Source organism: Variovorax sp. UC74_104 (assembly GCF_044055375.1).
Classification (GTDB): Bacteria; Pseudomonadota; Gammaproteobacteria; order Burkholderiales; family Burkholderiaceae_C; genus Variovorax.
Genome location: NZ_CP171978.1, coordinates 1,869,807 through 1,889,366, shown reverse-complemented (window position 1 = coordinate 1,889,366; position 19,560 = coordinate 1,869,807). Strand labels below are relative to the sequence as shown.

20 protein-coding genes and 1 pseudogene are annotated in these 19,560 nt (G+C 68.8%); 9 read left to right on the top strand and 12 right to left on the bottom strand.

Annotated features, from left to right (window positions below):
- Nucleotides 1–47: 47 nt before the first annotated feature.
- The gene (gene otsA / locus ACHMXA_RS08830; protein ID WP_176668499.1) at nucleotides 48–1,433 is read left to right on the top strand and encodes an alpha,alpha-trehalose-phosphate synthase (UDP-forming); all 1,386 of its coding nucleotides are present in this window, start codon (nucleotides 48–50) and stop codon (nucleotides 1,431–1,433) included.
- A gap of 44 nt (nucleotides 1,434–1,477) precedes the next feature.
- Here the strand turns inward: otsA and ACHMXA_RS08825 are convergent, their stop codons facing one another.
- On the bottom strand, nucleotides 1,478–1,819 hold the full coding sequence (locus ACHMXA_RS08825) for a hypothetical protein (RefSeq protein WP_395320164.1): 342 nt from the start codon (nucleotides 1,817–1,819) through the stop codon (nucleotides 1,478–1,480).
- Between the two features lie 172 nt (nucleotides 1,820–1,991).
- On the opposite strand from ACHMXA_RS08825, the gene ACHMXA_RS08820 reads away from it, so the two are divergent.
- Nucleotides 1,992–3,437 carry a PLP-dependent aminotransferase family protein gene (locus ACHMXA_RS08820; protein ID WP_395320162.1) on the top strand — a complete coding sequence of 482 codons (1,446 nt, stop codon included), beginning with the start codon at nucleotides 1,992–1,994 and terminating at the stop codon, nucleotides 3,435–3,437.
- Between the two features lie 6 nt (nucleotides 3,438–3,443).
- Here the strand turns inward: ACHMXA_RS08820 and ACHMXA_RS08815 are convergent, their stop codons facing one another.
- From ACHMXA_RS08815 to hisN, 5 genes are read right to left on the bottom strand one after another with little or no spacing between them, the layout of a single operon-like run.
- Nucleotides 3,444–3,890, bottom strand: coding sequence for a DUF1877 family protein (locus tag ACHMXA_RS08815; protein ID WP_395320160.1), 447 nt, complete (start codon nucleotides 3,888–3,890; stop codon nucleotides 3,444–3,446).
- Complete coding sequence (locus ACHMXA_RS08810; protein ID WP_395320156.1) at nucleotides 3,887–5,434, bottom strand: tetratricopeptide repeat protein; 1,548 nt, start codon at nucleotides 5,432–5,434, stop codon at nucleotides 3,887–3,889. The genes ACHMXA_RS08815 and ACHMXA_RS08810 overlap by 4 nt, the downstream gene beginning before the upstream one ends.
- A 37-nt stretch (nucleotides 5,435–5,471) precedes the next feature.
- A complete protein-coding gene (locus tag ACHMXA_RS08805; protein WP_395320154.1) occupies nucleotides 5,472–6,398 on the bottom strand; it encodes an ROK family protein in 927 nt (308 codons plus the stop codon).
- Between the two features lie 39 nt (nucleotides 6,399–6,437).
- Nucleotides 6,438–6,632, bottom strand: coding sequence for a DUF2905 domain-containing protein (locus ACHMXA_RS08800; RefSeq protein ID WP_093196812.1), 195 nt, complete (start codon nucleotides 6,630–6,632; stop codon nucleotides 6,438–6,440).
- 12 nt (nucleotides 6,633–6,644) lie between these two features.
- The gene (gene hisN / locus ACHMXA_RS08795) at nucleotides 6,645–7,421 is read right to left on the bottom strand and encodes a histidinol-phosphatase (RefSeq protein ID WP_176668492.1); all 777 of its coding nucleotides are present in this window, start codon (nucleotides 7,419–7,421) and stop codon (nucleotides 6,645–6,647) included.
- 114 nt (nucleotides 7,422–7,535) lie between these two features.
- Between hisN and ACHMXA_RS08790 the strand changes: the two genes are divergently transcribed.
- Nucleotides 7,536–7,934, top strand: coding sequence for a DUF5329 family protein (locus ACHMXA_RS08790; protein ID WP_395320151.1), 399 nt, complete (start codon nucleotides 7,536–7,538; stop codon nucleotides 7,932–7,934).
- Between the two features lie 5 nt (nucleotides 7,935–7,939).
- Here ACHMXA_RS08790 and ACHMXA_RS08785 read toward each other — a convergent pair whose 3' ends face one another.
- The 5 genes from ACHMXA_RS08785 to ACHMXA_RS08765 all read right to left on the bottom strand — a co-directional run bounded on the left by ACHMXA_RS08785 (nucleotide 7,940) and on the right by ACHMXA_RS08765 (nucleotide 13,650).
- Complete coding sequence (locus tag ACHMXA_RS08785; protein WP_395320149.1) at nucleotides 7,940–8,809, bottom strand: ABC transporter permease; 870 nt, start codon at nucleotides 8,807–8,809, stop codon at nucleotides 7,940–7,942.
- Nucleotides 8,806–9,678 carry an ABC transporter ATP-binding protein gene (locus tag ACHMXA_RS08780; RefSeq protein ID WP_395320147.1) on the bottom strand — a complete coding sequence of 291 codons (873 nt, stop codon included), beginning with the start codon at nucleotides 9,676–9,678 and terminating at the stop codon, nucleotides 8,806–8,808. Before ACHMXA_RS08780 ends, ACHMXA_RS08785 begins: the two co-directional genes overlap by 4 nt.
- Before the next feature lie 59 nt (nucleotides 9,679–9,737).
- A complete protein-coding gene (locus ACHMXA_RS08775) occupies nucleotides 9,738–10,748 on the bottom strand; it encodes an ABC transporter substrate-binding protein (RefSeq protein WP_395320145.1) in 1,011 nt (336 codons plus the stop codon).
- A gap of 24 nt (nucleotides 10,749–10,772) precedes the next feature.
- Nucleotides 10,773–11,663, bottom strand: coding sequence for a TauD/TfdA dioxygenase family protein (locus tag ACHMXA_RS08770; protein ID WP_395320143.1), 891 nt, complete (start codon nucleotides 11,661–11,663; stop codon nucleotides 10,773–10,775).
- A gap of 871 nt (nucleotides 11,664–12,534) precedes the next feature.
- Nucleotides 12,535–13,650, bottom strand: coding sequence for a class I SAM-dependent methyltransferase (locus ACHMXA_RS08765; RefSeq protein ID WP_395320141.1), 1,116 nt, complete (start codon nucleotides 13,648–13,650; stop codon nucleotides 12,535–12,537).
- 42 nt (nucleotides 13,651–13,692) lie between these two features.
- On the opposite strand from ACHMXA_RS08765, the pseudogene ACHMXA_RS08760 reads away from it, so the two are divergent.
- Nucleotides 13,693–14,454 (top strand): annotated as a pseudogene (locus tag ACHMXA_RS08760) (SDR family oxidoreductase); the annotation flags it as partial.
- An 11-nt stretch (nucleotides 14,455–14,465) separates the two neighbouring features.
- Complete coding sequence (locus ACHMXA_RS08755) at nucleotides 14,466–14,840, top strand: dihydroneopterin aldolase (RefSeq protein ID WP_126021358.1); 375 nt, start codon at nucleotides 14,466–14,468, stop codon at nucleotides 14,838–14,840.
- A gap of 27 nt (nucleotides 14,841–14,867) precedes the next feature.
- Here the strand turns inward: ACHMXA_RS08755 and ACHMXA_RS08750 are convergent, their stop codons facing one another.
- Nucleotides 14,868–16,100 carry an MFS transporter gene (locus ACHMXA_RS08750; RefSeq protein ID WP_395320138.1) on the bottom strand — a complete coding sequence of 411 codons (1,233 nt, stop codon included), beginning with the start codon at nucleotides 16,098–16,100 and terminating at the stop codon, nucleotides 14,868–14,870.
- Between the two features lie 100 nt (nucleotides 16,101–16,200).
- Here ACHMXA_RS08750 and ACHMXA_RS08745 point away from each other — a divergent pair, with 100 nt between their 5' ends.
- The 4 genes from ACHMXA_RS08745 (at nucleotide 16,201) to ACHMXA_RS08730 (ending at nucleotide 19,538) form a co-directional block, all read left to right on the top strand.
- Nucleotides 16,201–17,181: a LysR family transcriptional regulator gene (locus ACHMXA_RS08745; protein WP_395320136.1), complete on the top strand. Its 981-nt coding sequence runs from the start codon at nucleotides 16,201–16,203 to the stop codon at nucleotides 17,179–17,181.
- Nucleotides 17,182–17,248: 67 nt separating this feature from the next.
- Entirely contained in the window at nucleotides 17,249–18,202 is a 954-nt protein-coding gene (gene ttcA, locus ACHMXA_RS08740; protein WP_395320134.1) for a tRNA 2-thiocytidine(32) synthetase TtcA, read from the top strand.
- Between the two features lie 47 nt (nucleotides 18,203–18,249).
- On the top strand, nucleotides 18,250–18,876 hold the full coding sequence (locus ACHMXA_RS08735; protein ID WP_395320132.1) for a DUF4136 domain-containing protein: 627 nt from the start codon (nucleotides 18,250–18,252) through the stop codon (nucleotides 18,874–18,876).
- A gap of 20 nt (nucleotides 18,877–18,896) precedes the next feature.
- A complete protein-coding gene (locus ACHMXA_RS08730) occupies nucleotides 18,897–19,538 on the top strand; it encodes a histidine phosphatase family protein (protein ID WP_395320130.1) in 642 nt (213 codons plus the stop codon).
- The last annotated feature ends 22 nt before the right edge of the window (nucleotides 19,539–19,560 follow it).

Below are 19,560 nucleotides of genomic sequence, written 5' to 3'. Positions count from 1 at the left end.
CCCCGGCTCTTCACTCCATTCGCTCGCGGCCGCCGCAAGGAGGCGCCATGAGCCGCCTCGTCGTCGTTTCCAACCGCGTGGCCGACCCGCGCAAGCCCGCCGCCGGCGGCCTGGCCGTGGCGCTGGGCGAGAGCCTGCAGCAAAGCGGCGGCCTGTGGTTTGGCTGGAGCGGACAGATCGTGGAGGGCGGCCCGACCGGCGAGGGCGAGCTGCACAGGCAGCAGGCCGGCAAGGTCACGCTCGCCACCATCGACCTGAGCCGCGAGGACCACGACAGCTACTACCTGGGCTACAGCAACGACGTGCTCTGGCCGGTGTTCCACGACCGCCTGGACCTCGCGCACTTCGACGCCGGCTTCGTGGGCGGCTACCGGCGCGTGAACCAGCTGTTCGCGCGCAAGCTGCTGCCGCTCTTGAAGGACGACGACATCATCTGGGTGCACGACTACCACCTGATCCCGCTGGCGGCCGAGCTGCGCGCCATGGGCTGCAGGCAGCGCATCGGCTTCTTCCTGCACATTCCGCTGCCGCCGCAGATCATCATCGCGGCCATTCCGCAGCACGAGTGGCTGATGCGCTCGCTGTTCTCGTACGACCTGATCGGCTTCCAGGCGCAGCAGGACGTGCAGCACTTCGAGCACTACGTGCGCAACGAGGCCCATGGCGAATACCTGGGCAGCGAGATGTACCGCGCCTACGGCCAGACGGTGCGCGCCGCCGCCTTCCCCATCGGCATCGACGTCGACGAGTTCGCCGCGCTCACGCATGCGAAGGAGTCGCGCGACATGTACGAGACCATGAAGCGCGAGTACTCGCAGCGCCGGCTGCTCATGGGCATCGACCGGCTCGACTACTCCAAGGGCATCCCGCAGCGGGTGCGCGCGTTCCGCGAGCTGCTGGCGAACTACCCCGAGAACCGGCGCAGCGCCACGCTGATCCAGATCGCCTCGCCCACGCGCGAGACGGTCGACGCGTATGCCGACATCCGGCGCGAGCTCGAATCGCTGTGCGGCGCCATCAACGGCGACTACGGCGAGCTCGACTGGATGCCGGTGCGCTACATCCACCGCATGGTGGCGCGCAAGCGCGTCCCGGGGCTGTGCCGCGCGGCGGCCGTGGGGCTGGTGACGCCGCTGCGCGACGGCATGAACCTGGTCGCCAAGGAATACATCGCGGCGCAGGACCCGGCCGACCCGGGCGTGCTGGTGCTGTCGCGCTTCGCGGGGGCGGCCGAGCAGCTCAGGGAGGCGTTGCTGGTGAACCCCTACGACACGCACGGCACGGCGCAGACCGTGCAGCAGGCGCTGCAGATGCCGCTGGAAGAGCGGCGCGAGCGGCACCAGAAGCTGCTGTCGCGCATCCGCGAACATGACATCCACTGGTGGCGGCGCAGCTTCCTCGATGCGCTGCGCCAGGCGGCGAGCGAGCGCTGAGCCCCGCCCGGGCAAGTCTGGGCGCTCCCCAGCGATCGCGCCTGCTACCAGCCGGTCAGCAGCCGCACGAACCGCATCACGGGCCGGGCCTCGGCCGCAGCCGCCCTCGACGCCCGCTGCGCGGCCAGCGGCGCGTGCACCCTCAGGTGCACCGGCGTCAGCGCCCTCACCTCGATCCAGCCGCCTTGCGGCAGCCGGTGCACGTCGCCCTCCTCGAGCGGCGTCTCGGTCATGAACACGGTCTCGCCGAGCCAGCCAGGCGGCGAGACCACGCGGGCGCGCCCTTCGGCCAGCTGCAGCCACGCGCCTGCATCGACCGGCAGGCGCAGCGACTGGCCGGGCTCCAGGACGATGGAATCGGGCGCTTGGGAGAGGGTGGTGATCATGGCGAACCTCGGTTGAACGAGGCTTCATCGTAGGAATTCCGGCGCCCGGAAAACAGGCACACGCAATGGCTATTGCAGCCGTAACAGAGGAGGCGCAAAGGCATCTGTTATGGTCGTTTTCCCAACCAACTGCATCTGTTTTCGGATGCCCGATGCGGGGAACATCGACCCCATGGATTCGCTACCGCTCTACCGCCAGCTTTCCGCGCACTACGTGGATGCGATCCACACCGGCTCGCTCAAGCAGGGCGACAGGCTGCCCTCGCTGCGCAGCCTGATGCGGCTGCACGACATCAGCCTGTCGACCGCGCTGCAGGTCTGCCGCGCCATGGAAAGCGACGGCTGGGTCGAGGCGCGCGACCGCTCCGGGTATTTCGTGCGCCGGCCGCAGCGGCTGGCCATCGCGCCGATGGAAGAGCCGGTGGCCCACGTGCCGCCCGATCCGGCGCAGTTCGTGAGCATGCGCGCGCGCATGGCCAACTTCATGGCGCGCGGCCGGCACACCGGCGTGAAGCTCAACTTCGCGATCGCCCGCGCCGCGCCCGAGCTGTATCCCGCGGAGGCGCTACGCAACTCGATGACGCGCGCGCTGCGCCAGCGGCCCGAGCTGCTGACCACCGCCTCGTCGCAGAAGGGCCACCAGCAGTTCCGCGAGGCGCTGGCCCAGCGCAGCCTGCGCGTGGGCATGACGGTGCCGCCCGACGAGGTGCTCGTCACCAACGGCTGCATCGAGGCGCTGAACCTCGCCCTGCGCGCCATCGCGAAGCCCGGAGACACCGTGGCAGTGGAATCGCCCACCTTCTACGGCCTGCTGCAGGTGCTCGAGAGCCTGGGGCTGCGCGCACTGGAAATCCCGACCAGCCCGCAGACCGGCATCTCGCTGGAAGCACTCGACCTCGCGATCCACACCTACGACGACATCAAGGCCGTGGTGGTGGTGCCGCACCTGCAGAACCCCATCGGCAGCATGATGCCCGACAGCCACAAGCAGCGGCTCGCGCACCTGTGCGAGAGCCACGGCATCGCACTGGTCGAGGACGACACCTACAGCGACCTCGTGGAGAGCGACGCGCCGCTGCGCGCGCTGAAGTCGTGGGACCGCACGGGCAACGTGATCTATTGCGCCTCGCTGCACAAGGTGCTGGCGCCGGGGCTGCGGCTGGGCTGGATCACCGCCGGGCGCTGGCACGCGCAGGTGGAGATGCTCAAGTACGCCCAGACCCGCAACAACGAGGCGCTGGCGCAGATCGCCGCGGGCGAATACATCGCGAGCGGCGCCTACGACCGCCACCTGCGCAGGCTGCGCGAGCGGCTGCACGTGCAGCGCGACCAGACGGCGGACGCCATCGCCAGGTACTTCCCGGCGGGCACCCGCATGAACCTGCCGCGCGGCGGGCTGCAGCTGTGGGTGGAACTGCCGGGGCAGCGCTCGTCGGTGGACGTGTTCGACGCCGCGCTGCGCGAGCAGATGCTGGTGGCGCCGGGCGCGCAGTTCTCGAACTCGGGGCGCTTCGACAACTACCTGCGCATCAACTGCGGCTGGCCGTATTCGGACGCCGTCGAGGCCGGCCTGCGGCGGCTCGGCGAGATCGTCTCGGCCGTGCGGCCGGTGGGCTAGGCCCCTTCAGACGATGTAGAACAGCACCGCGTCGCGCCTCGAGGCCGCGCCGGCGAAGAAGCGCTTGACGCCTTCCATGAAGTCCGCGAGGTCCTGCGCGCCGTCCTGCCAGACCTTGGCCCAGTACAGCTCGCCATACTTCGCCGGCTCGCCCGTGAAGCGGCCGACGAGTTCGGCCACGTCGCATTCGGCGAGCCGCTGGGCCGCGCGCTCCACGTGGGCGGCCGTGAGATAGATGCAGCCCAGTCCGTCGGTGCCGTCGAGCTCCTCGCCGTCGACCGCCTCGGGCATCAGCGTGCGTACCACGTCCCAGGCCTGCTCCACCGTCTGGCTGTCGTGCGGGCCGCCCTGCGCGGCGGGCGAGTTCAGGAAGCCCGAGACGGTGGACGGATCGATCACCAGCGCGCGCAGCCGGTAGCGGTCGAGGGCGTAGAAGGCGGCGCCGATGCTCATGTGCTCGGTTCCATGCGAGCCGCGCGGGCGACGGCGGCGAGCGCGATGCTCACGCTGTCGATGTTGCGCTGCGCGTTGTCGATGTTCCTGAAATGGTCGGGCGTGCAGATCTGGTTGAGCAGCAGCGTGCGCTTGAAGTGCACGAGCGCCTGGCGCAGGTCGCCCTCTTCCTGTGCGATCAGGCCCAGGTCGTTGTGGGCGTTGGCGGCCGCCGCGGAAATGCCGCGGCAGCTGCGCTGCTGGATGTCGAGCGAGCGCTCGAACAGCTCGCGCGCACGGACGAAGTCGCGGCGCGACATGTGCAGGCTGGCGAAGTTGTTGAGCATGTCGGAGTGCAGCTCGGTGTCGCCCTCGCCCGGCGGGAGCTTGTCGAGGTGCACCAGGGCGCGGGCATAGCAGAGCTCGGCCTTCACGTCCTGCCCGGACTCGGCGTAGAGGAAGGCCAGGTTGTTGAAGGCGCGCACCACGCCGTCGCTGGAGCCGCCCCCGGCCTCGGAGACCGCCATGGCGATGGTCTTCTTGTAGAGCGCCTCGGCCTCGTCGGCTCGGCCGGCCGCGGCGTGCAGCAGCGCGAGCGTGTTGGTCGGCCCGCGCCGCCAGCTGTCGTCCAGGCCCAGTTGGCCGATCATCGCGAGCGCCTCGTCCGCCAGCGCCTGGGCCTTGTCGTTCCAGCGCAGCCGGCGGCACAGCTCGGCATGGCTGGACAGGTGCAGCACCACGGTCTTGTGGGGGCCGGCGTGCAGCCGCCGGCTGGCGGCGACGGCTTCGGCGCAGAGCTTCTCGGCGCCGGGCAGGTCGCCCTGGGCGAGCGCGTCGCGGTAGCGCGCCTCGCAATCGTCGAGCAGGTTCAGCAGCGCGCCCTCTTCGTCGGAGGTCGCGCCGCGCGCCTTGCGCTGCTCGATGCCGACCAGCGTCAGGTCCAGCGCCTTGCGGGCGACGTCCATGTCCTCGGCAGGCATGCCGATCTTGCGGCCGATGGACAGGCTTTCCTCGAGGCTGGCCCGCGCCTTGTCGAAGGCATCGATCTGGTAGCAGGCCTGCCCGAGCATGCACAGGGTCATGGCGAGGTTCTGGTGCGGCCCCCTGAACACGCGGCGCATGGCCGCCACGATCTGATCGCCGATGGCGACGGCCTGAGCCCAGTCGCCGGCCTCGGCAGCGGCCACGAAGCGCTGCTGCAGCTTGTTGGCCTCGGCCAGGGCGACGAGGTCGAAGTCCTTGGCGGCATCCCTGGGCGCGGGATCACGAGAGGCCTGGCGCGCCGCGGGCGGGGCTTCGTCTTCCCCGTCGTCGTCGCCGGCCAGCTCCTGCTCTTGCAGCCGCTTCATCCGCCGCTGGATCCACCAGAGGTCGAACAGCATCCACGGCAGCAGCAACATCAGGCCGAAGCGGCCTCCCGGCAGGCCAGCGATTCCGTACGTCAGCAGCACCAGCTGCGCCGCGCCGCCAAGGTAGCTGCCCAAGTAGAAACGATGCGCGCCGATGAAGCCACCCACCAGCCACAGCAGGTAGGCAAACGAGCGACGGCGAGGCAGTGGGGTCATGGTTCGCCGGGTTGCGTGGGTTTGACCGTCCGTTCGTTCAGTCGAGCAGCGCGAGCGCCGCGTAGTCGCCGACCTTGTCGCCCAGGCCTGCGGGGACCAGCGTCACGCCGCGCGTAAGCGGGAGCAGCCTGCCATCGACCTGGGCCTGCAGACGTGGCAGCACGAAGTCGCGGTGATGCCAGAAAACGCTGCCGCCCAGGCTGATGCGCTGCAGGTCGAGGACGACGACCATGTTGTAGAGCATCCGGCCGAACACGCGGCACAGCGCCTCCGCCGTCTCCAGCGCCTTCGGGTCACCGGCAGATGCGGCGGAGAACAGATCGGCAGCCGACTGCCCGAAACGGTGGCCGATCGAGTTTCCCCCGACCAGTGCCTCGACGTCGCCGTAGTTGCCGCAGCCGCACAGCGCACCGGTGGCATCGTCGACCACGAAGCTGTGTCCCGCGTGCCCGGCATTCCCGTTCTTGCCGCGCAGGGCCTTGCCGTCGACGCACAGGCCGACACCGACGCCCGTGCTCCAGGTGGCATAGGCGCAGTTGTCCAGGCCCTTGAGCGCGCCCCAATGGCGCTCGGCCTCCAGCGCTGCGACGGCATCGTTCTCGACGCGCACGCTGCCGAAGCGCTGGACCAGCGGCGCTTCGATGATCGCGGTCATCCACGAGTTGGGCAGGCCGCGCGAAGGTCCGGCGATGCCACCGCAGATGTTGGGCGTGGCGAGCTCGACCAGCCCGTCGCGCAACTCGAAGGGCCCCGTCGACGACACGCCCACGCGGTCGATCGTCGCCGGGTCGATCCCCTGCTCCGCGCAGACCTCGTCGATCATCCGCATGATCTGCACCGCGACCGCGTCGTTGTCGCCGGTCTTGGCCGTGGGCTCGCTGCGGCGGCCGATCAGCGGCGCGTCGCTCGAAGCGGAAAGGCTCACGGCCACCTTGGTGCCGCCGATGTCTACGCAGGCTCTCATCGCTGTTCGTCTTTTCCTTGTTTCGTTTCTCTGCTCTGCCTACAGCAGGCGCGCCACCAGCGCGGCGATCATGCTGAGCACGATGGTGCTCGCGATCGGCAGCTGCCACTCGCGGCCGAAGGCGCGGAACTCGAAATCGCCGGGCAGCCGTCCGAAGCCGAAGCGGCGCAGCCAGGCGGTCAGGCCGCTCATGAGCACCAGCGCGAGGACGACGACGATCAGCCAGCGAAACATATGGACAGGAGTCTAGGCCGAGAGAATGGCCATCGCTTGCCGGTGGAGTTCGGGCGTTGCGGCCGCGATCACCCGTCCGTCGGACTTCAGGCCCAGCGGCTGGCCCTGCCAGTCGGTGATGACGCCGCCGGCCGCCTCGATCAGCCCGGCCGGGCCGAGGTAGTCGTAGGGCTGCAGGCCGGTCTCGACCACGAGGTCGATGGTGCCGCCGGCCAGCTGGGCGTAGCCGTAGCAGTCGCCGCCGAAGCGGCGCATGGCGCACTGGCGGCTGAGCCTGTCGAAGGCGGCCCAGTCGGCCGGCGCGAAGATGTCTGGCGAGGTGGTGACGATGCGGGCCTTGGCCACTTCGGTGCAGCCGCTCACGCGCACCGGCTGGCCGTCGCGCGTGGCGCCCTGGCCCGCCACGCCGATCCAGCGCTCCTTGAGCACGGGCATGTCGATCATGCCCAGCGCCACGCGCCCGCCCTGCAGCACGCCGATCAGCGTGCCCCACAGCGGCGAGCCGGTGATGAAGCTGCGCGTGCCGTCGATGGGGTCGAGCACCCAGATGCGCTCGGCGTCCAGCCGCTCGGGGCCGTGCTCCTCGCCGTAGATGCCGTCCGCCGGCACGCGCGCGCCGAGGATCTCGCGCATGGCCGTCTCGGCGGCGCGGTCGGCCAGCGTGACGGGGCTTTCGTCGGCCTTGGTGATGATGTCCAGCGGCGTGCGGAAGTAGTGCATCGACTTGGCGGCGGCGGCATCGGCCAGCGCTTCGGCGATCGGCGAGAGGTCGGAAATGGAAGGGCTCATGGAAGAGTGGGAAACGCGTGCCAAAACCTGCGATTAGACCCGAGCCGGGCGGGGTTTGACACGCCGGGCCGGCCAGCCCTAGCATGGCCCGAAATTTGCCAGGGACTACGACAAATGGCTTCCTTCACCCACCTCCGCTCGGCGCTGCTGGCCCTCGTGCTCGGCGCCACGGCCCTGCTGGCCCACGCCACGCCCTCCGACACCGAAGACAAGCTGATCGACACGCTGATCCAGCGCGTCTCGAAGATGAGCTCGATGATCTTCCTGCGCAACGGCACCGAATACAACGCCGCCGACGCGGCCAAGCACATGCAGGCGAAGTACGACTACTTCAAGAAGGAACTGGTCACGGCCGAGGACTTCATCGAGCGCTGCGCCTCGCGCTCGGAAATGACCGGGCAGGCCTACAAGGTCAAGCTCACCAACGGCACGGTGCGCGACGCCAACGAGTTCCTCAACGGCGAGCTGCGCGCGCTGCGGCAGGCCGTTGGGCCGAAGAAGACCGGCAGCTAGCCAGGCTAGCGCTGCTGCCCCCAGCGCCGCACCGTCAGCCGCTCCAGCGTCCTGAAGCCCAGGCTTTCGACCAGCAGGCCGATCAGCACCACCAGCGCGAGCCCTGCGAATACGCGGTCGGTATAAAGCTCGTTGCGGTTCTGGAAGATGTACCAGCCCAGCCCACCCTTGCCCGACGAAGCCCCGAACACCAGTTCCGCCGCGATCAGCGTGCGCCACGCGAAGGCCCAGCCGATCTTCAGCCCCGACAGGATCGACGGCAGCGCCGCAGGCACCAGGATCTGCAGCACGTAGCGCAGCCCCCTGAGCCCGTAGTTGCGCCCGGCCATGCGCAGCGTGTCGGGCACGCCCTGGAAGCCCGCGTAGGTGTTGAGCGCCAGCGGCCACAGCACCGAATGGATGAGCACGAACACCAGGCTGCCGCGCCCGAGCCCGAACCACAGCAGCGCCAGGGGCAGCAGCGCGATAGCGGGCAGCGGATTGAACATGGAGGTGAGCGTATCCAGCAGGTCGCGGCCGATGCGCGTCGACACCGCCAGCGTAGTGAGCGCGAAGGCCAGCAGCACGCCCGCGACGTAGCCCTGCAGCAGCACGGCCAGCGAGATGCGCACCTTCTCGATCAGCTCGCCGCTGGCAAGCCCCTCGAACAGCGCCGCCGCGGTGGCGGTGAAGGTGGGCAGCAGCAGGTCGTTGTTCTGCCAGCGGGCTGCCAGTTCCCACAGCACGGCGATGACGGCGAGGATCAGCCCCTTGCGCAGCCAGGCCTGCGACCAGATGCGCTCGCCCAGCGGCAGCCGGCGTTCGACCGGCACTTCGGTGAAGGGCTCGAGCGTGCGCTCGTATTCCGGGCGGATCGGCGGAACGACGGCACTCATGCGGCGGCCTCCTCGCTTGCCTGCCCTTCTTCCTCGAACAGCATGTCGTGGATGCGCTGCGCCGTGCCCTGGAATTCGGCACCGCCCAGGCTGTCGAGCGTGAAGGCGTGGCTGTTGATCTCGGCGCGCATGCGCCCCGGATGCGGCGACAGCAGCGCGATGCGGTTGCCCACCACCAGCGCCTCTTCGATCGAATGCGTGACGAACAGCAGCGTGAAGCGCACCTCGTCCCACAGCTCGAGCAGCTCCTGCTGCATCCTGCGGCGGGTGAGCGCGTCGAGCGCGGCGAAGGGCTCGTCCATCAGCAGCACGCGCGGCTGCATCGCCAGCGCGCGGGCGATCGCCACGCGCTGCTTCATGCCGCCGGAGAGCTGGTGCGGATGCACGTCGGCGAACTTCGAGAGGCCGACCTTGTCGAGGTAGTGCAGCGCGCGTTCGGCCGCCTCCTTCCTGCCGAGCGTGCGCGAGGCCAGTAGCGGGAACATCACGTTCTGCTTCACCGTCTTCCACGGCGGCAGCTGGTCGAACTCCTGGAACACGACGATGCGGTCGGGACCGGGCTGCGCCACGCGCCTTCCGTCGAGGCGGATCTCGCCCTCGACCGGCGGGATGAACCCGGCCACGGCCTTCAGCAGCGTCGACTTGCCGCAGCCCGAGGGACCGAGCAGCACGAAGCGGTCGGCGGCATGGACGTCGAAGCTCACGCGGTGCGTGGCGCGGACCACGCGCTCGGGGGTGCGGTATTCGAGGCTGACGTTGTCGACCTGCAGCAATGCCTGTGCCTTGGCGTCTTGCTCCCTCCCCCTCTGGGGGAGGGCTGGGGTGGGGGCAGACGGCGCCGGCTTCCCCACCGCTCTGCCTGCCCCCATCCCGACCTTCCCCCAGAGGGGGAAGGAGTCCAAACCCGAAGGCGCCTCGGCAGTGCTCATCAATTCCCCGACACGTTCTGCGCGTCGTCGAAGAAGTAGTCCTTCACCGAAGCCGGCTTGTTCTTGATCGCGCCCACGCGGTGCATGAACTCGGCCAGCGGATAGGTGTTCTGCGGCGTGGTCTTGAACTGCACCTCGGGGTTCTTGATGATCTTCAGCAGCAGGTCGCGATCGAGCTTCGCGTTGCTAACCTTGAGGTAGATGTCCGCCGCCTTCTCGGGATTGGCGGTGACGAACTTCGCCGCCTCATCGAGCGCATCGACGAAGGCCTTGTACGTCTTCGGGTTCTCGCTGCGGAATTTCTCCGTGGCGTAGAGCACCGTCGCCGACGACGGCCCGCCCAGCACCTGGTACGAGTTGAGCACGATGCGCGCATTCGGGTTGCCCGCGAGTTCCTGCTCCTGGAACGGCGGATTGCCGAAGTGCGCCGTGATCTCCGTGCCGCCCTTGATGATCGCCGCCGCCGCATCGGGATGCGGCACCGCCACGCTGATCTTGTCGAGCCTGTTGAATTCCTTGTCGCCCCACAGCTTGGCCGATGCGAACTGCAGCACCCGCGACTGCACCGACACGCCCACCGCGGGCAGCGCGATGCGGTCCTTGTCGGTGAAGTCGGCAATCGACTTCACGTTCGGGTTGTTGCTCACCAGGTAGTACGGAAAGTTGCCCAGCGAGGCCACGCCCTTCACGTTCTGCTTGCCCTTGGTGCGGTCCCACAGCGTGAGCAGCGGCCCCACGCCGGCGCCCGCGATCTCGATGTTGCCCGACAGCAGCGCGTCGTTCACCGCCGAGCCGCCCGAGAGCTTGACCCACTCGACCTTGGCGTCGATGCCCGCGGCCTTCGCGTGTTTCTCGATGAGCTTCTGCTCCTGCGCCACGTTGAGCAGCAGGTAGACGATGCCGAACTGCTCGGCGATGCGGATCTGGCCTTCGGCCTGCGCGGAGAGGCTGCCGGCCAAGAGGCCGAGGCCGGCGACGAGCGCGGCGGCTTTGCGGGTGAAGCGGTTCATTGGATCAGGAAGCGAAAAGGGAAATCAGAAAGGCGTGTCGCCGACGATGGTGGTGCGATTCAGGCGCCGGCGCAGGTGGTCGGGCGTGCCCGCGGCCAGATGCATCAGCGAGCGGTTGTCCCAGAACACCAGGTCGTGCGGCGCCCAGGTGTGCCGATACACGAACTCGGGCTTCACGCTGTGCGCGAACAGCTCGGCGAGCAGTGCGTCGCTCTCTTCCTGCGGCAGCCCGACGATGCGCGTCGTGAAGTGCTCGCTGACGAAGAGCGCCTTGCGCCCCGTCTCCGGATGCGTGCGCACCACCGGCTGCACGGCGGGCGCGACCTGGTCGATCTGCGCCTGCGAGAGCTTCGGCCGCCAAGGGTTCTTGGCGCGTAGTTCCTCGTACTTCGCAAGGTAGCTGTGCTCGGCCTTCAGCGGCAGGATGCGCTGCTGCAGCTCGGGGCTCAGCGATTCCCATGCCAGATGCTGGTCGGCGAAGAGCGTGTCACCGCCCTCGCTCGGCAACTCCTGCGCGTGCAGCAGCGAACCGAGGCTGGGCTTGGGCTTGTACGAGATGTCGGAGTGCCAGTAGACACCTGCATCGCCGAGGCCGATGGGCTCGCCGTTCTCCTTGATGTTGGAGACGATCAGGATCTCGGGGTGGTCCTTCAGCTGGAACTGGTGCAGGACGTGAATTTCGAGCGGGCCGAAGCGGCGGCTGAAGTCGATGTGCTCCTGCGGGGTGATCTGCTGGTTGCGGAAGACCAGGACGTGGTGGTCCAGGTGGGCTTTGTGGATGCGGGCGAAGTCTTCGGCGTTGATGGGCTTCGAGATGTCGAGGCCGAGGATTTCGGCGCCTACGGGGGCGGGGAAGGGGCGGACTTCGAAGTGCTGCGAGGGGGCTTCTACCTCGCTGGTCAGGGCGGCAGTCATGCCGGGGAATGTAGGGGGCGGGGTTGGGATCGCCAACGAACTCTTTGTTGCTAGCTTATGACTTTGTTTTTGGGGCGTTTGTTTGGGGACTGATGGGGTTTGCGTTGGCTTCGCTTCAGCGAGACGCCGATCGTTTGCCTCGATAAGAAGCTGTTGGGTCGTTGCTTCCCGAGGCCGGGTCTCGGCCCGGCGGCCGACCTACTTTTCTTTGCTTCGCCAAAGAAACGTAGGCAAAAGAAAGGCGACCCTACTGTCTGCGTCCCTGCGCTTCGCTACGGGCAACCTGCGGTGCTCGACGTAGGAGGGGGTCCGCAGAACTCGCTCCACTTCGTTGCGCTCAAACAGCTGCGGCCCTTATCCCTCCTACGCCTGCGCTCCTCGGCGCAGCCAGAAGGGAGCGCCCCGCGCCATCGCTTCGCTCGGCTTTCTGAACAACCTGGACTGGCCTTCGCTTCGCTCGGCCCAGGATGCAGGTCCAGCACCGGTATCGATGGGCCAACAGCGCACACAAGTCAACATCTCCGCCGCCCCATTCCAAGCCCAGCAGGCGCGAAGCGCCTGCTGGGCACCCGCGGCCGAGCGAAGCAAAGGCCCGTACGTCTCCCCTCCCCTCTGGCTGCGCCGAGGAGCGCAGCGTTTCGCGGATCAGGGCTCGCAGCTGTTTGAGCGAAGCGAGTTCTGCGAGACCCCGCGAAACGCGAGCACCGCAGGTTGCCCGCAGCGAAGCGGAGGGACGCAGACAGTGGGGTCGCCTTTCTTTTGCCTACGTTTCTTTGGCGAAGCAAAGAAAAGTAGGTCGCCTGCCGGGGCGAGTCCCGGCCTCGGGAAACAAACACCCCTCAGCGATGAAAGATCAAAGATCAAAGAGAGGTCAAAGCGTATGACTCCGATCCCCGACAGCAAACCCCATCGCATCCCAAGGCTCTCCAACACCAAACCCCACAACCTTGAACAACTCCCCCATCTCATGCTCATGAATCAGCCGAGCCGCCATCCCCCGCTCAGCAACGGTCCCTTGCTCCATCACCCCCAGCAACCCGCAATTCAAGAGAAACCGCGCCTGGCTCGTATACCCCAGCACAGCCAACCCAGCATCCTGCCCGGCAAGCGCAACCCCCGTGAAGTCCACATGCGCAGTGATGTCCTTGAGCCCCACGTCGGACAGCGGATCCCCATCGGCCTTGTGCCCCCTGTGGCACATCACGGTCCCCATATGCCTCTGCGGGTGGTAGTACTCGCCCTCGGGAAACCCATAGTCGATGAGAAAAGCCGCCCCCTTCTTCAACCGGTCCGCGAGCGTCGCAACGAAGGCCTTGGCCTGCGGATGGATCTCGGTGAGGTAGTCATGCTTCCCAGGCACCTCGACCGGCGGCTGCAGCCCGGTCTCGCGATCGGCCCAGGCCCATCCATCGCCGGCGGCATTGCGCACCACACCCCGCTCGAACCACTGCCCGCCGACGCGCGCCAGCAACTGCACCGGCATCGCATCGAGCACCTCGTTGCCAACGACGACCCCCTGCATCGATTCGGGCAGCTCGTCGAGCCACTCGACGCGACCCGCATGGCCGGCGAGCGCCTGCTGCTGCCGCTCGCGCAGGGTGCCCGACAGGTCGACGATGCGATAGCGCACGTCGCCGCGACCCATGCCGTCGAGCGCATGCAGCAGCTGCACGGCCAGCGCGCCGGAGCCGGCGCCGAATTCCCACACCGTGTCGGTGCCGGTCTTCTCCAGCGCCTCGGACACCTGCGCGGCCAGGGCCTGGCCGAACATGGGCGTGAGTTCGGGCGCGGTCACGAAGTCGCTGCCTGACGAAGGCATGTGGCCGAACTTGGCCAGGGTGTTGGCGTAGTAGCCGAGCCCGGGCGCATAGAGCGCGAGGGCCATGAAGCGGTCGAAGCCTATCCAGCCGCCCGCGCGCTCGACGGAACGCGCGATGAGGTGGTCGAGGGCGGTGGGTAAACTGCTGGGGGTCGTCTTTGTCGTCACAGCGCCATTCTCCCTCTCCCCGCATGAGCCCCGCCTCCCCCCGCATCCAACTCCCCCCGAACGGTTCTCGTCACGGGCGCGGGCCGCCGGCTCGGCCGCGAGATCGCGCTCGCACTGGCCGCGGGCGGCTGGCAGGTGGCGGTGCACTACCGAAACTCGCGCGCCGAGGCCGAGCAGACCGTCGCCGACTGTGCCGCGCTCTCGGGCGATTCGGCCCTGTTTGCGGCCGACCTCGAGGACGAGCAGGCCACGCGCGCCCTGCTGCCCCGCGTGGTGGCGCGCTTTCGCGGCATCGATGCGGTGGTGCACAGCGCAGCCCTCTTCGAGCACGACGAGGCCTCCACCTTCGGCTACGCGCTCATGGAGCGCCATGCGCGCAGCAACACCGGTGCGGCGATCCTGCTGGCGAATGCGCTGCACGAGCACCTGGCCGCGCGCGATGCGCACGGCGCCGTCGTGCACCTGCTCGACCAGAAGCTCTGGAACCCGAACCCCGACTTCCTGAGCTATACGCTGTCGAAGGCGGCCCTAGAAGCCGCGACGCCGCTGCTGGCACTCGCTCTCGCGCCGCGCGTGCGCGTGGTGGGCGTGGCGCCCGGCCTCACGCTGGCGAGCCACATGCTCGACGACGACAAGTTCGCCCAGCTGCACAAGCTCTCGCCGCTGGGCCGCTCCTCCACTGCGCAGGACGTGGCCGCCACGGTGAAGTTCGCGCTGGAGAACCGCTCGATCACCGGCACCACGCTGCTGGTGGACGGCGGCCAGCACCTGATGAAATTCGAGCGCGATTTCTCGCTCATGTGAGCCCATCCACCATGTCCACACCCTCGCACGGCCACCAGACACTCACCCTCCAGGGCCTGCGCTTCGACGCCAACCTGGGCATCCTCGAGCAGGAAAAAACGGCGCCCCAGCCGATCCTGGTCGACGCCGAACTCAATCTCGGCCCCCAGCCGCTGCTGCCGCAGGACGACGACATCTTCCACGTGCTCGACTACCGCAAGGTGCGCCGCATCATCATCGACGAGTGCACCGCCGAGCACGTCAACCTGCTCGAGAGCCTGATCGGCAAGCTGGCGCAGCGGCTGCTGCAGTTGCCCGGCGTGCTGGGCGTGCGCGTGAAGATCGCCAAGCTCGAGATCTTCGACGACTGCGAGGTGGCGATCCGCATGGAAGCCGGCGAGTGGTGAGCCACCGCTAGCCCCTGCCACTGCACTTCAGGCAGCCGAGCCACAGGCAACGGCTGTCTTCTTCTTGGAAGCGGCTGGCCACATCCGCACCGCCAGCGCACCGAGCGCCGACAGCGAGGCCATCGCCGCCACGCCCGGCCATCCCCACTGCGCCAGCACCAGGGCACCCAGCGCGGAGCCCGTGGCCATGCCGACGAACACACCCGTGAAGAACACCGCATTGAGCCGGCTGCGTGCGCCGGGGTCGATGCCGTAGACCACGGTCTGGTGCGCGATCAGCGCGGCCTGCAGCCCGAAGTCGAAGCCGATGGCGGCCACCACGATCAGCCCCAGTCGCGCGGCGGGCGTCGCCAGCAGCGGTGCGAACAGCATCGCGGCGAACGACACGGCGACCAGCGCGGCGCCCATGCGGATCACCAGCTCGGGCCCGCGACGGTCCGCGAGGCGCCCAGCGATGGGCGCGGCCAGCGCACCCGCCGCGCCGGCCAGACCGAAGGCACCGGCCGCCGCGCTGCCCAGGTGGAACGGGGCGCCATGCAGCATCACGGCCAGCGTCGACCAGAAGGCGCTGAAGCCCACCGACAGCAGGGCCTGCGCGAAGGTCGCGCGGCGCAGCGCGCCATGGCGCTTCCAAAGGCCGGCCAGCGAGCCCAGCAGCGCGCCGTAGCCCAGGTGCGTGGTCGGGCGCAGGCGCGGGAGGCCGCGCGCCGCGGCCACGCCGATGAACGCGATGCTCACGGCCGCGACGACGAACATCGCGCGCCATCCGAAGTGCTCGGCCACGAAGCCGGCGAGCACGCGCGACAGCAGGATGCCTAGCAGCAGCCCGGTCATCACGGTGCCGACGATTCGGCCGCGATGCGCCTCGGGCGCCAGCGTGGCGGCGGCCGGCACCACGTCCTGCGCCAGCGTTGCCGCCAGGCCGATGACGAGGCTCGCGGCCAGCAGCGGCATGACCGAGGGCGAGAAGGCCGCGCCCAGCAGCGCGAGCACCAGCACCGAGGCCTTGGCGAGGATGATGCGGCGCCGGTCGAAGCGGTCGCCCAGCGGCGCGAGCAGCAGAATGCCCAGCGCATAGCCCAGTTGCGTGAGCGTGGGCACGAAGCCCACGGAGCGGGCGGAGGCGCCGATGTCGGGGCCGAGCACGCCCAGCATGGGCTGGCTGTAGTAGAGCGCCGCGACGCCGAAGCCGGCGCTGGCAGCCAGCAGCAGGATCAGCGATCCCGGCAGCTTTTCATGCGCATTTTGAATGGAAGACATGGTGTAAACCCTTGGATTCGAGAAGCAAGGGCTGGAGTTTGCGAGCTGCTTCACTCTGAAGGTAGCCCTGCAGGCCGAACAATTGATATACGCTCGACGCATGGCCACGCTTCTCCCGCCCCCTCCTCCGGCCGACCGCATCGAGCTGATGCAGACCTTCGTTCGCATCGTCGAGGCCGGCAGCCTGTCGGCCGCCGCGGCCCAGATGGGCACCACCCAGCCCACCGTGAGCCGCCGCCTGCAGGCGCTCGAACGCTCGCTGGGCGTGCGGCTGCTGCAGCGATCCACCCATGCGATGAAGCTCACGGAGGACGGCGAGCGCTGCTTCGACCGCGCCAAGGAGCTGATCCTGAGCTGGGGCGCCTTCGAGGCCGAGCTTCGCGGCGTCGGCGACCAGCCCGAGGGCCGGCTGCGCGTGGTGGTGCCGCATGCCTTCGGGCAGCAGCTGCTGGTCGGGCCGCTGGCCGCCTACCTGAATCGCCATCCGCAGGTGACGGTCGAATGGCTGCTGCATGACAGCCCGCATGACGACACGCCCGATTTCATCGCCGAGGGCGTCGACTGCGCGATCCGCGTGGGCGAGGTGACGGACCCCAACGCCGTGGCGATCCGCCTCTTCGACGTGCCGCGCATCGCGGTCGGGGCGCCGTCGCTCTTCGGGGCCGGCACGCCGGTGCCGGCGCACCCCGCCGAGCTCGAAGCCCTGCCCTGGCTGGCGGCGCGCAATTTCTACCGGACCGAGGTGGTGTTCACGCACGAGGGCACGGGCGAGGTGTACCGGGTGCCGATACGCCCGCGCATGATCACCGACAGCCTTTACGCCCTGCGCAGCGCGGCCGTGCTGGGCGCGGGCGTCGGGGTGTCGTCGGCCTGGATGCTGACCGAGGAGCTGGAGGCGGGCCGGCTGGTGCACCTCGCGCCCCGATGGCGCGGGGTGCCGGCGCCGGTGTACATCGTGTATCCGTACGCGCGCTTCTATCCGGCGAGGCTGCGGCTCTTCGTGGAGGCGATGCGGCAGGCCTTTCCGGAGAGCCCGATCCCGGCGGCGGGAGCCCCCGGAAAAGCGCCGGATGGCGGGTAGCGTGGCGGGTGAAATGGGGATCGGGGACAATCACCCCCTTCCCCCGACTCCCCGAAGCAGCCTGCCCATGAACGCCGTCTGGATCGACGAGGCGCCCGCCACCGCCGACGCCACCGCCCCCGTCTCCTCATCTCCCGCCAATTCCATGAAGATCGAGCGCGAGACGCACAAGCTCGAGAAGCGCCTGTGCCGCGAAGTCGGCAAAGCCATCGTCGACTACAACATGATCGAAGAGGGCGACAAGGTCATGGTGTGCGTCTCGGGCGGCAAGGACAGCTACGCGCTGCTCGACATCCTGCTCAAGCTGAAGGCGCGCGCGCCCATCCACTTCGACATCGTGGCGGTCAACCTCGACCAGAAGCAGCCCGGCTTTCCCGAGGAGGTGCTGCCCAAGTACCTGAGCGAGCTGGGCGTGGACTTCCACATCGAGAACCAGGACACCTACAGCATCGTCAAGCGCGTGATTCCCGAGGGCAAGACCACCTGCGGCCTGTGCAGCCGGCTGCGCCGGGGCATCCTCTACCGCGTGGCCGACGAGCTGGGCGCCACCAAGGTCGCGCTGGGCCACCACCGCGACGACATGCTGCAGACCTTCTTCCTCAACATGTTCTTCGCCGGCAAGCTCAAGAGCATGCCGCCCAAGCTGGTGAGCGACGACGGCAGGCACGTCGTGATCCGCCCGCTGGCCTACGTGTCAGAGAAGGACACCATCCGCTGGGCCCAGCACCGCGAGTTCCCGATCATTCCGTGCACGCTGTGCGGCAGCCAGGAGAACCTGCAGCGCAAGCAGGTGGGAGAAATGCTGCGCGAATGGGACAAGAAATATCCCGGCCGCGTGGAGAACATGTTCACCGCGCTGCAGAACGTGGTGCCTTCGCACCTGCTCGACGGAACGCGGCACGACTTCAAGGGTCTGAAGGCGACCGGCGTGGCGGACGACGAGGGCGACAAGGCCTTCGACCCGCCTTCCTTCGATCTGCTCTCCCAGGCACCTGCCGCCCTGCGCATCGTCCAGGGCTGAACGGGCAACCCAGGGGAATTTGGGGCACCCCGTGCCCGGAGACCCTCATGAAATCTGCGTTCTCGGCTCTTCTTCTCGCAGCAAGCCTCACGGGCTGCGCCACCTCCTGGGTGGTCGACAGCGACGTGAAGAGCTTCGCCTCCCCCGGCGCCATCGCGCCCGGCGCCACCTACCGCTTCGACCGCCTGCCCTCGCAGCAGGCCGACGGCGCGCGGCAGGAATCGCTCGAAGCCATGGCCGGCGCGGCGCTCGACCAGGTCGGCCTGCGCCGCGACGATGCCAAGGCCCAGTACACCGCGCAGATCGGCGCGCGCGTGACGGCCGGCCTCTCGCCCTGGGCCGACCCGTGGCTCTACAACGGCCCCTGGGGCTACGGCTACGGCGGCTATGGCTACTACGGCCGGCGCTGGTACGGCGGCGGCTGGTATGGCGGCCCGGCGTTCGCGCCGCCTGCCAACCCCTGGTACGAGCGCGAGGTGAGCATCGTGCTGCGCGAGGCCGGCACCAACCGCGTGGTCTACGAGACCCGCGCACGCAACGACGGCCCCTACACCTCCAGCGCGGCGATCCTGCCGGTGATGTTCCAGGCGGCGCTGCAGGGCTTCCCGAACCCGCCGCAGGGCGAGCGCCGGGTCAACATCGAGCTGCCGACGGCTCAGCAGGCCCGGAAATAGCGGCTTTTAAAATTCCCCGGATGGAAGAACCCACCCGCCTGATCGCCGTTCGCCACGGCGAGACCGCCTGGAACGTCGACACCCGCATACAGGGCCAGCTCGACATCGGGCTCAACGCCACCGGCGTCTGGCAGGCGCAGCGCGCGGGCGCAGCGCTGGCCGACGAGCCCATCGGCGTCGTCTATGCCAGCGACCTTTCCCGCGCCTGGCAGACCGCGCAGGCCATCGCCGAGCCCCACGGCCTGGCCGTGCAGCCAGAGCCGCGCCTGCGCGAGCGCGCCTTCGGAACCTTCGAGGGCATGAGCTTCGCCGAGATCGAGGCCACGCTGCCGGTGGAAGCCAGGCGCTGGCGCGAGCGCGACCCCGAATTCGAACCCGAGGGCGGCGAGAGCCTCCTGACCTTCCGCGACCGCGTGACGGGCGTGGCCGCCGAACTGGCGGCGCGCCATCCGGGCGAACTGGTGGTGCTGGTGGCGCACGGCGGCGTGATGGACGTGCTGTACCGCGCAGCCACCCGCCAGGAACTGCAGGCGCCGCGCACCTGGCAGCTCGGCAACGCGGCCATCAATCGCATGCTGTGGACGAGCGAGGGGTTCAGCCTCGTGGGCTGGAGCGATACCGCGCACTTGATAGGCGACGCGCTCGACGAAACCACGACCTGAACAGGGAGCGCGGGCGCGAAGC

Coding starts and splice junctions, on each gene's coding strand:
- ACHMXA_RS08730 (WP_395320130.1), top strand. CDS start 18,897: ATGGAAGAACCCACCCGCCTGATCGCCGTTCGCCACGGCGAGACCGCC.
- ACHMXA_RS08805 (WP_395320154.1), bottom strand. CDS start 6,398: ATGAGAGCCTGCGTAGACATCGGCGGCACCAAGGTGGCCGTGAGCCTT.
- ACHMXA_RS08775 (WP_395320145.1), bottom strand. CDS start 10,748: ATGAACCGCTTCACCCGCAAAGCCGCCGCGCTCGTCGCCGGCCTCGGC.
- ACHMXA_RS08785 (WP_395320149.1), bottom strand. CDS start 8,809: ATGAGTGCCGTCGTTCCGCCGATCCGCCCGGAATACGAGCGCACGCTC.
- ACHMXA_RS08820 (WP_395320162.1), top strand. CDS start 1,992: ATGGATTCGCTACCGCTCTACCGCCAGCTTTCCGCGCACTACGTGGAT.
- ttcA (WP_395320134.1), top strand. CDS start 17,249: ATGAACGCCGTCTGGATCGACGAGGCGCCCGCCACCGCCGACGCCACC.
- ACHMXA_RS08780 (WP_395320147.1), bottom strand. CDS start 9,678: ATGGGGGCAGGCAGAGCGGTGGGGAAGCCGGCGCCGTCTGCCCCCACC.
- ACHMXA_RS08755 (WP_126021358.1), top strand. CDS start 14,466: ATGTCCACACCCTCGCACGGCCACCAGACACTCACCCTCCAGGGCCTG.
- ACHMXA_RS08790 (WP_395320151.1), top strand. CDS start 7,536: ATGGCTTCCTTCACCCACCTCCGCTCGGCGCTGCTGGCCCTCGTGCTC.
- ACHMXA_RS08810 (WP_395320156.1), bottom strand. CDS start 5,434: ATGACCCCACTGCCTCGCCGTCGCTCGTTTGCCTACCTGCTGTGGCTG.
- ACHMXA_RS08770 (WP_395320143.1), bottom strand. CDS start 11,663: ATGACTGCCGCCCTGACCAGCGAGGTAGAAGCCCCCTCGCAGCACTTC.
- ACHMXA_RS08750 (WP_395320138.1), bottom strand. CDS start 16,100: ATGTCTTCCATTCAAAATGCGCATGAAAAGCTGCCGGGATCGCTGATC.
- otsA (WP_176668499.1), top strand. CDS start 48: ATGAGCCGCCTCGTCGTCGTTTCCAACCGCGTGGCCGACCCGCGCAAG.
- ACHMXA_RS08800 (WP_093196812.1), bottom strand. CDS start 6,632: ATGTTTCGCTGGCTGATCGTCGTCGTCCTCGCGCTGGTGCTCATGAGC.
- ACHMXA_RS08815 (WP_395320160.1), bottom strand. CDS start 3,890: ATGAGCATCGGCGCCGCCTTCTACGCCCTCGACCGCTACCGGCTGCGC.
- hisN (WP_176668492.1), bottom strand. CDS start 7,421: ATGAGCCCTTCCATTTCCGACCTCTCGCCGATCGCCGAAGCGCTGGCC.
- ACHMXA_RS08825 (WP_395320164.1), bottom strand. CDS start 1,819: ATGATCACCACCCTCTCCCAAGCGCCCGATTCCATCGTCCTGGAGCCC.
- ACHMXA_RS08735 (WP_395320132.1), top strand. CDS start 18,250: ATGAAATCTGCGTTCTCGGCTCTTCTTCTCGCAGCAAGCCTCACGGGC.
- ACHMXA_RS08745 (WP_395320136.1), top strand. CDS start 16,201: ATGGCCACGCTTCTCCCGCCCCCTCCTCCGGCCGACCGCATCGAGCTG.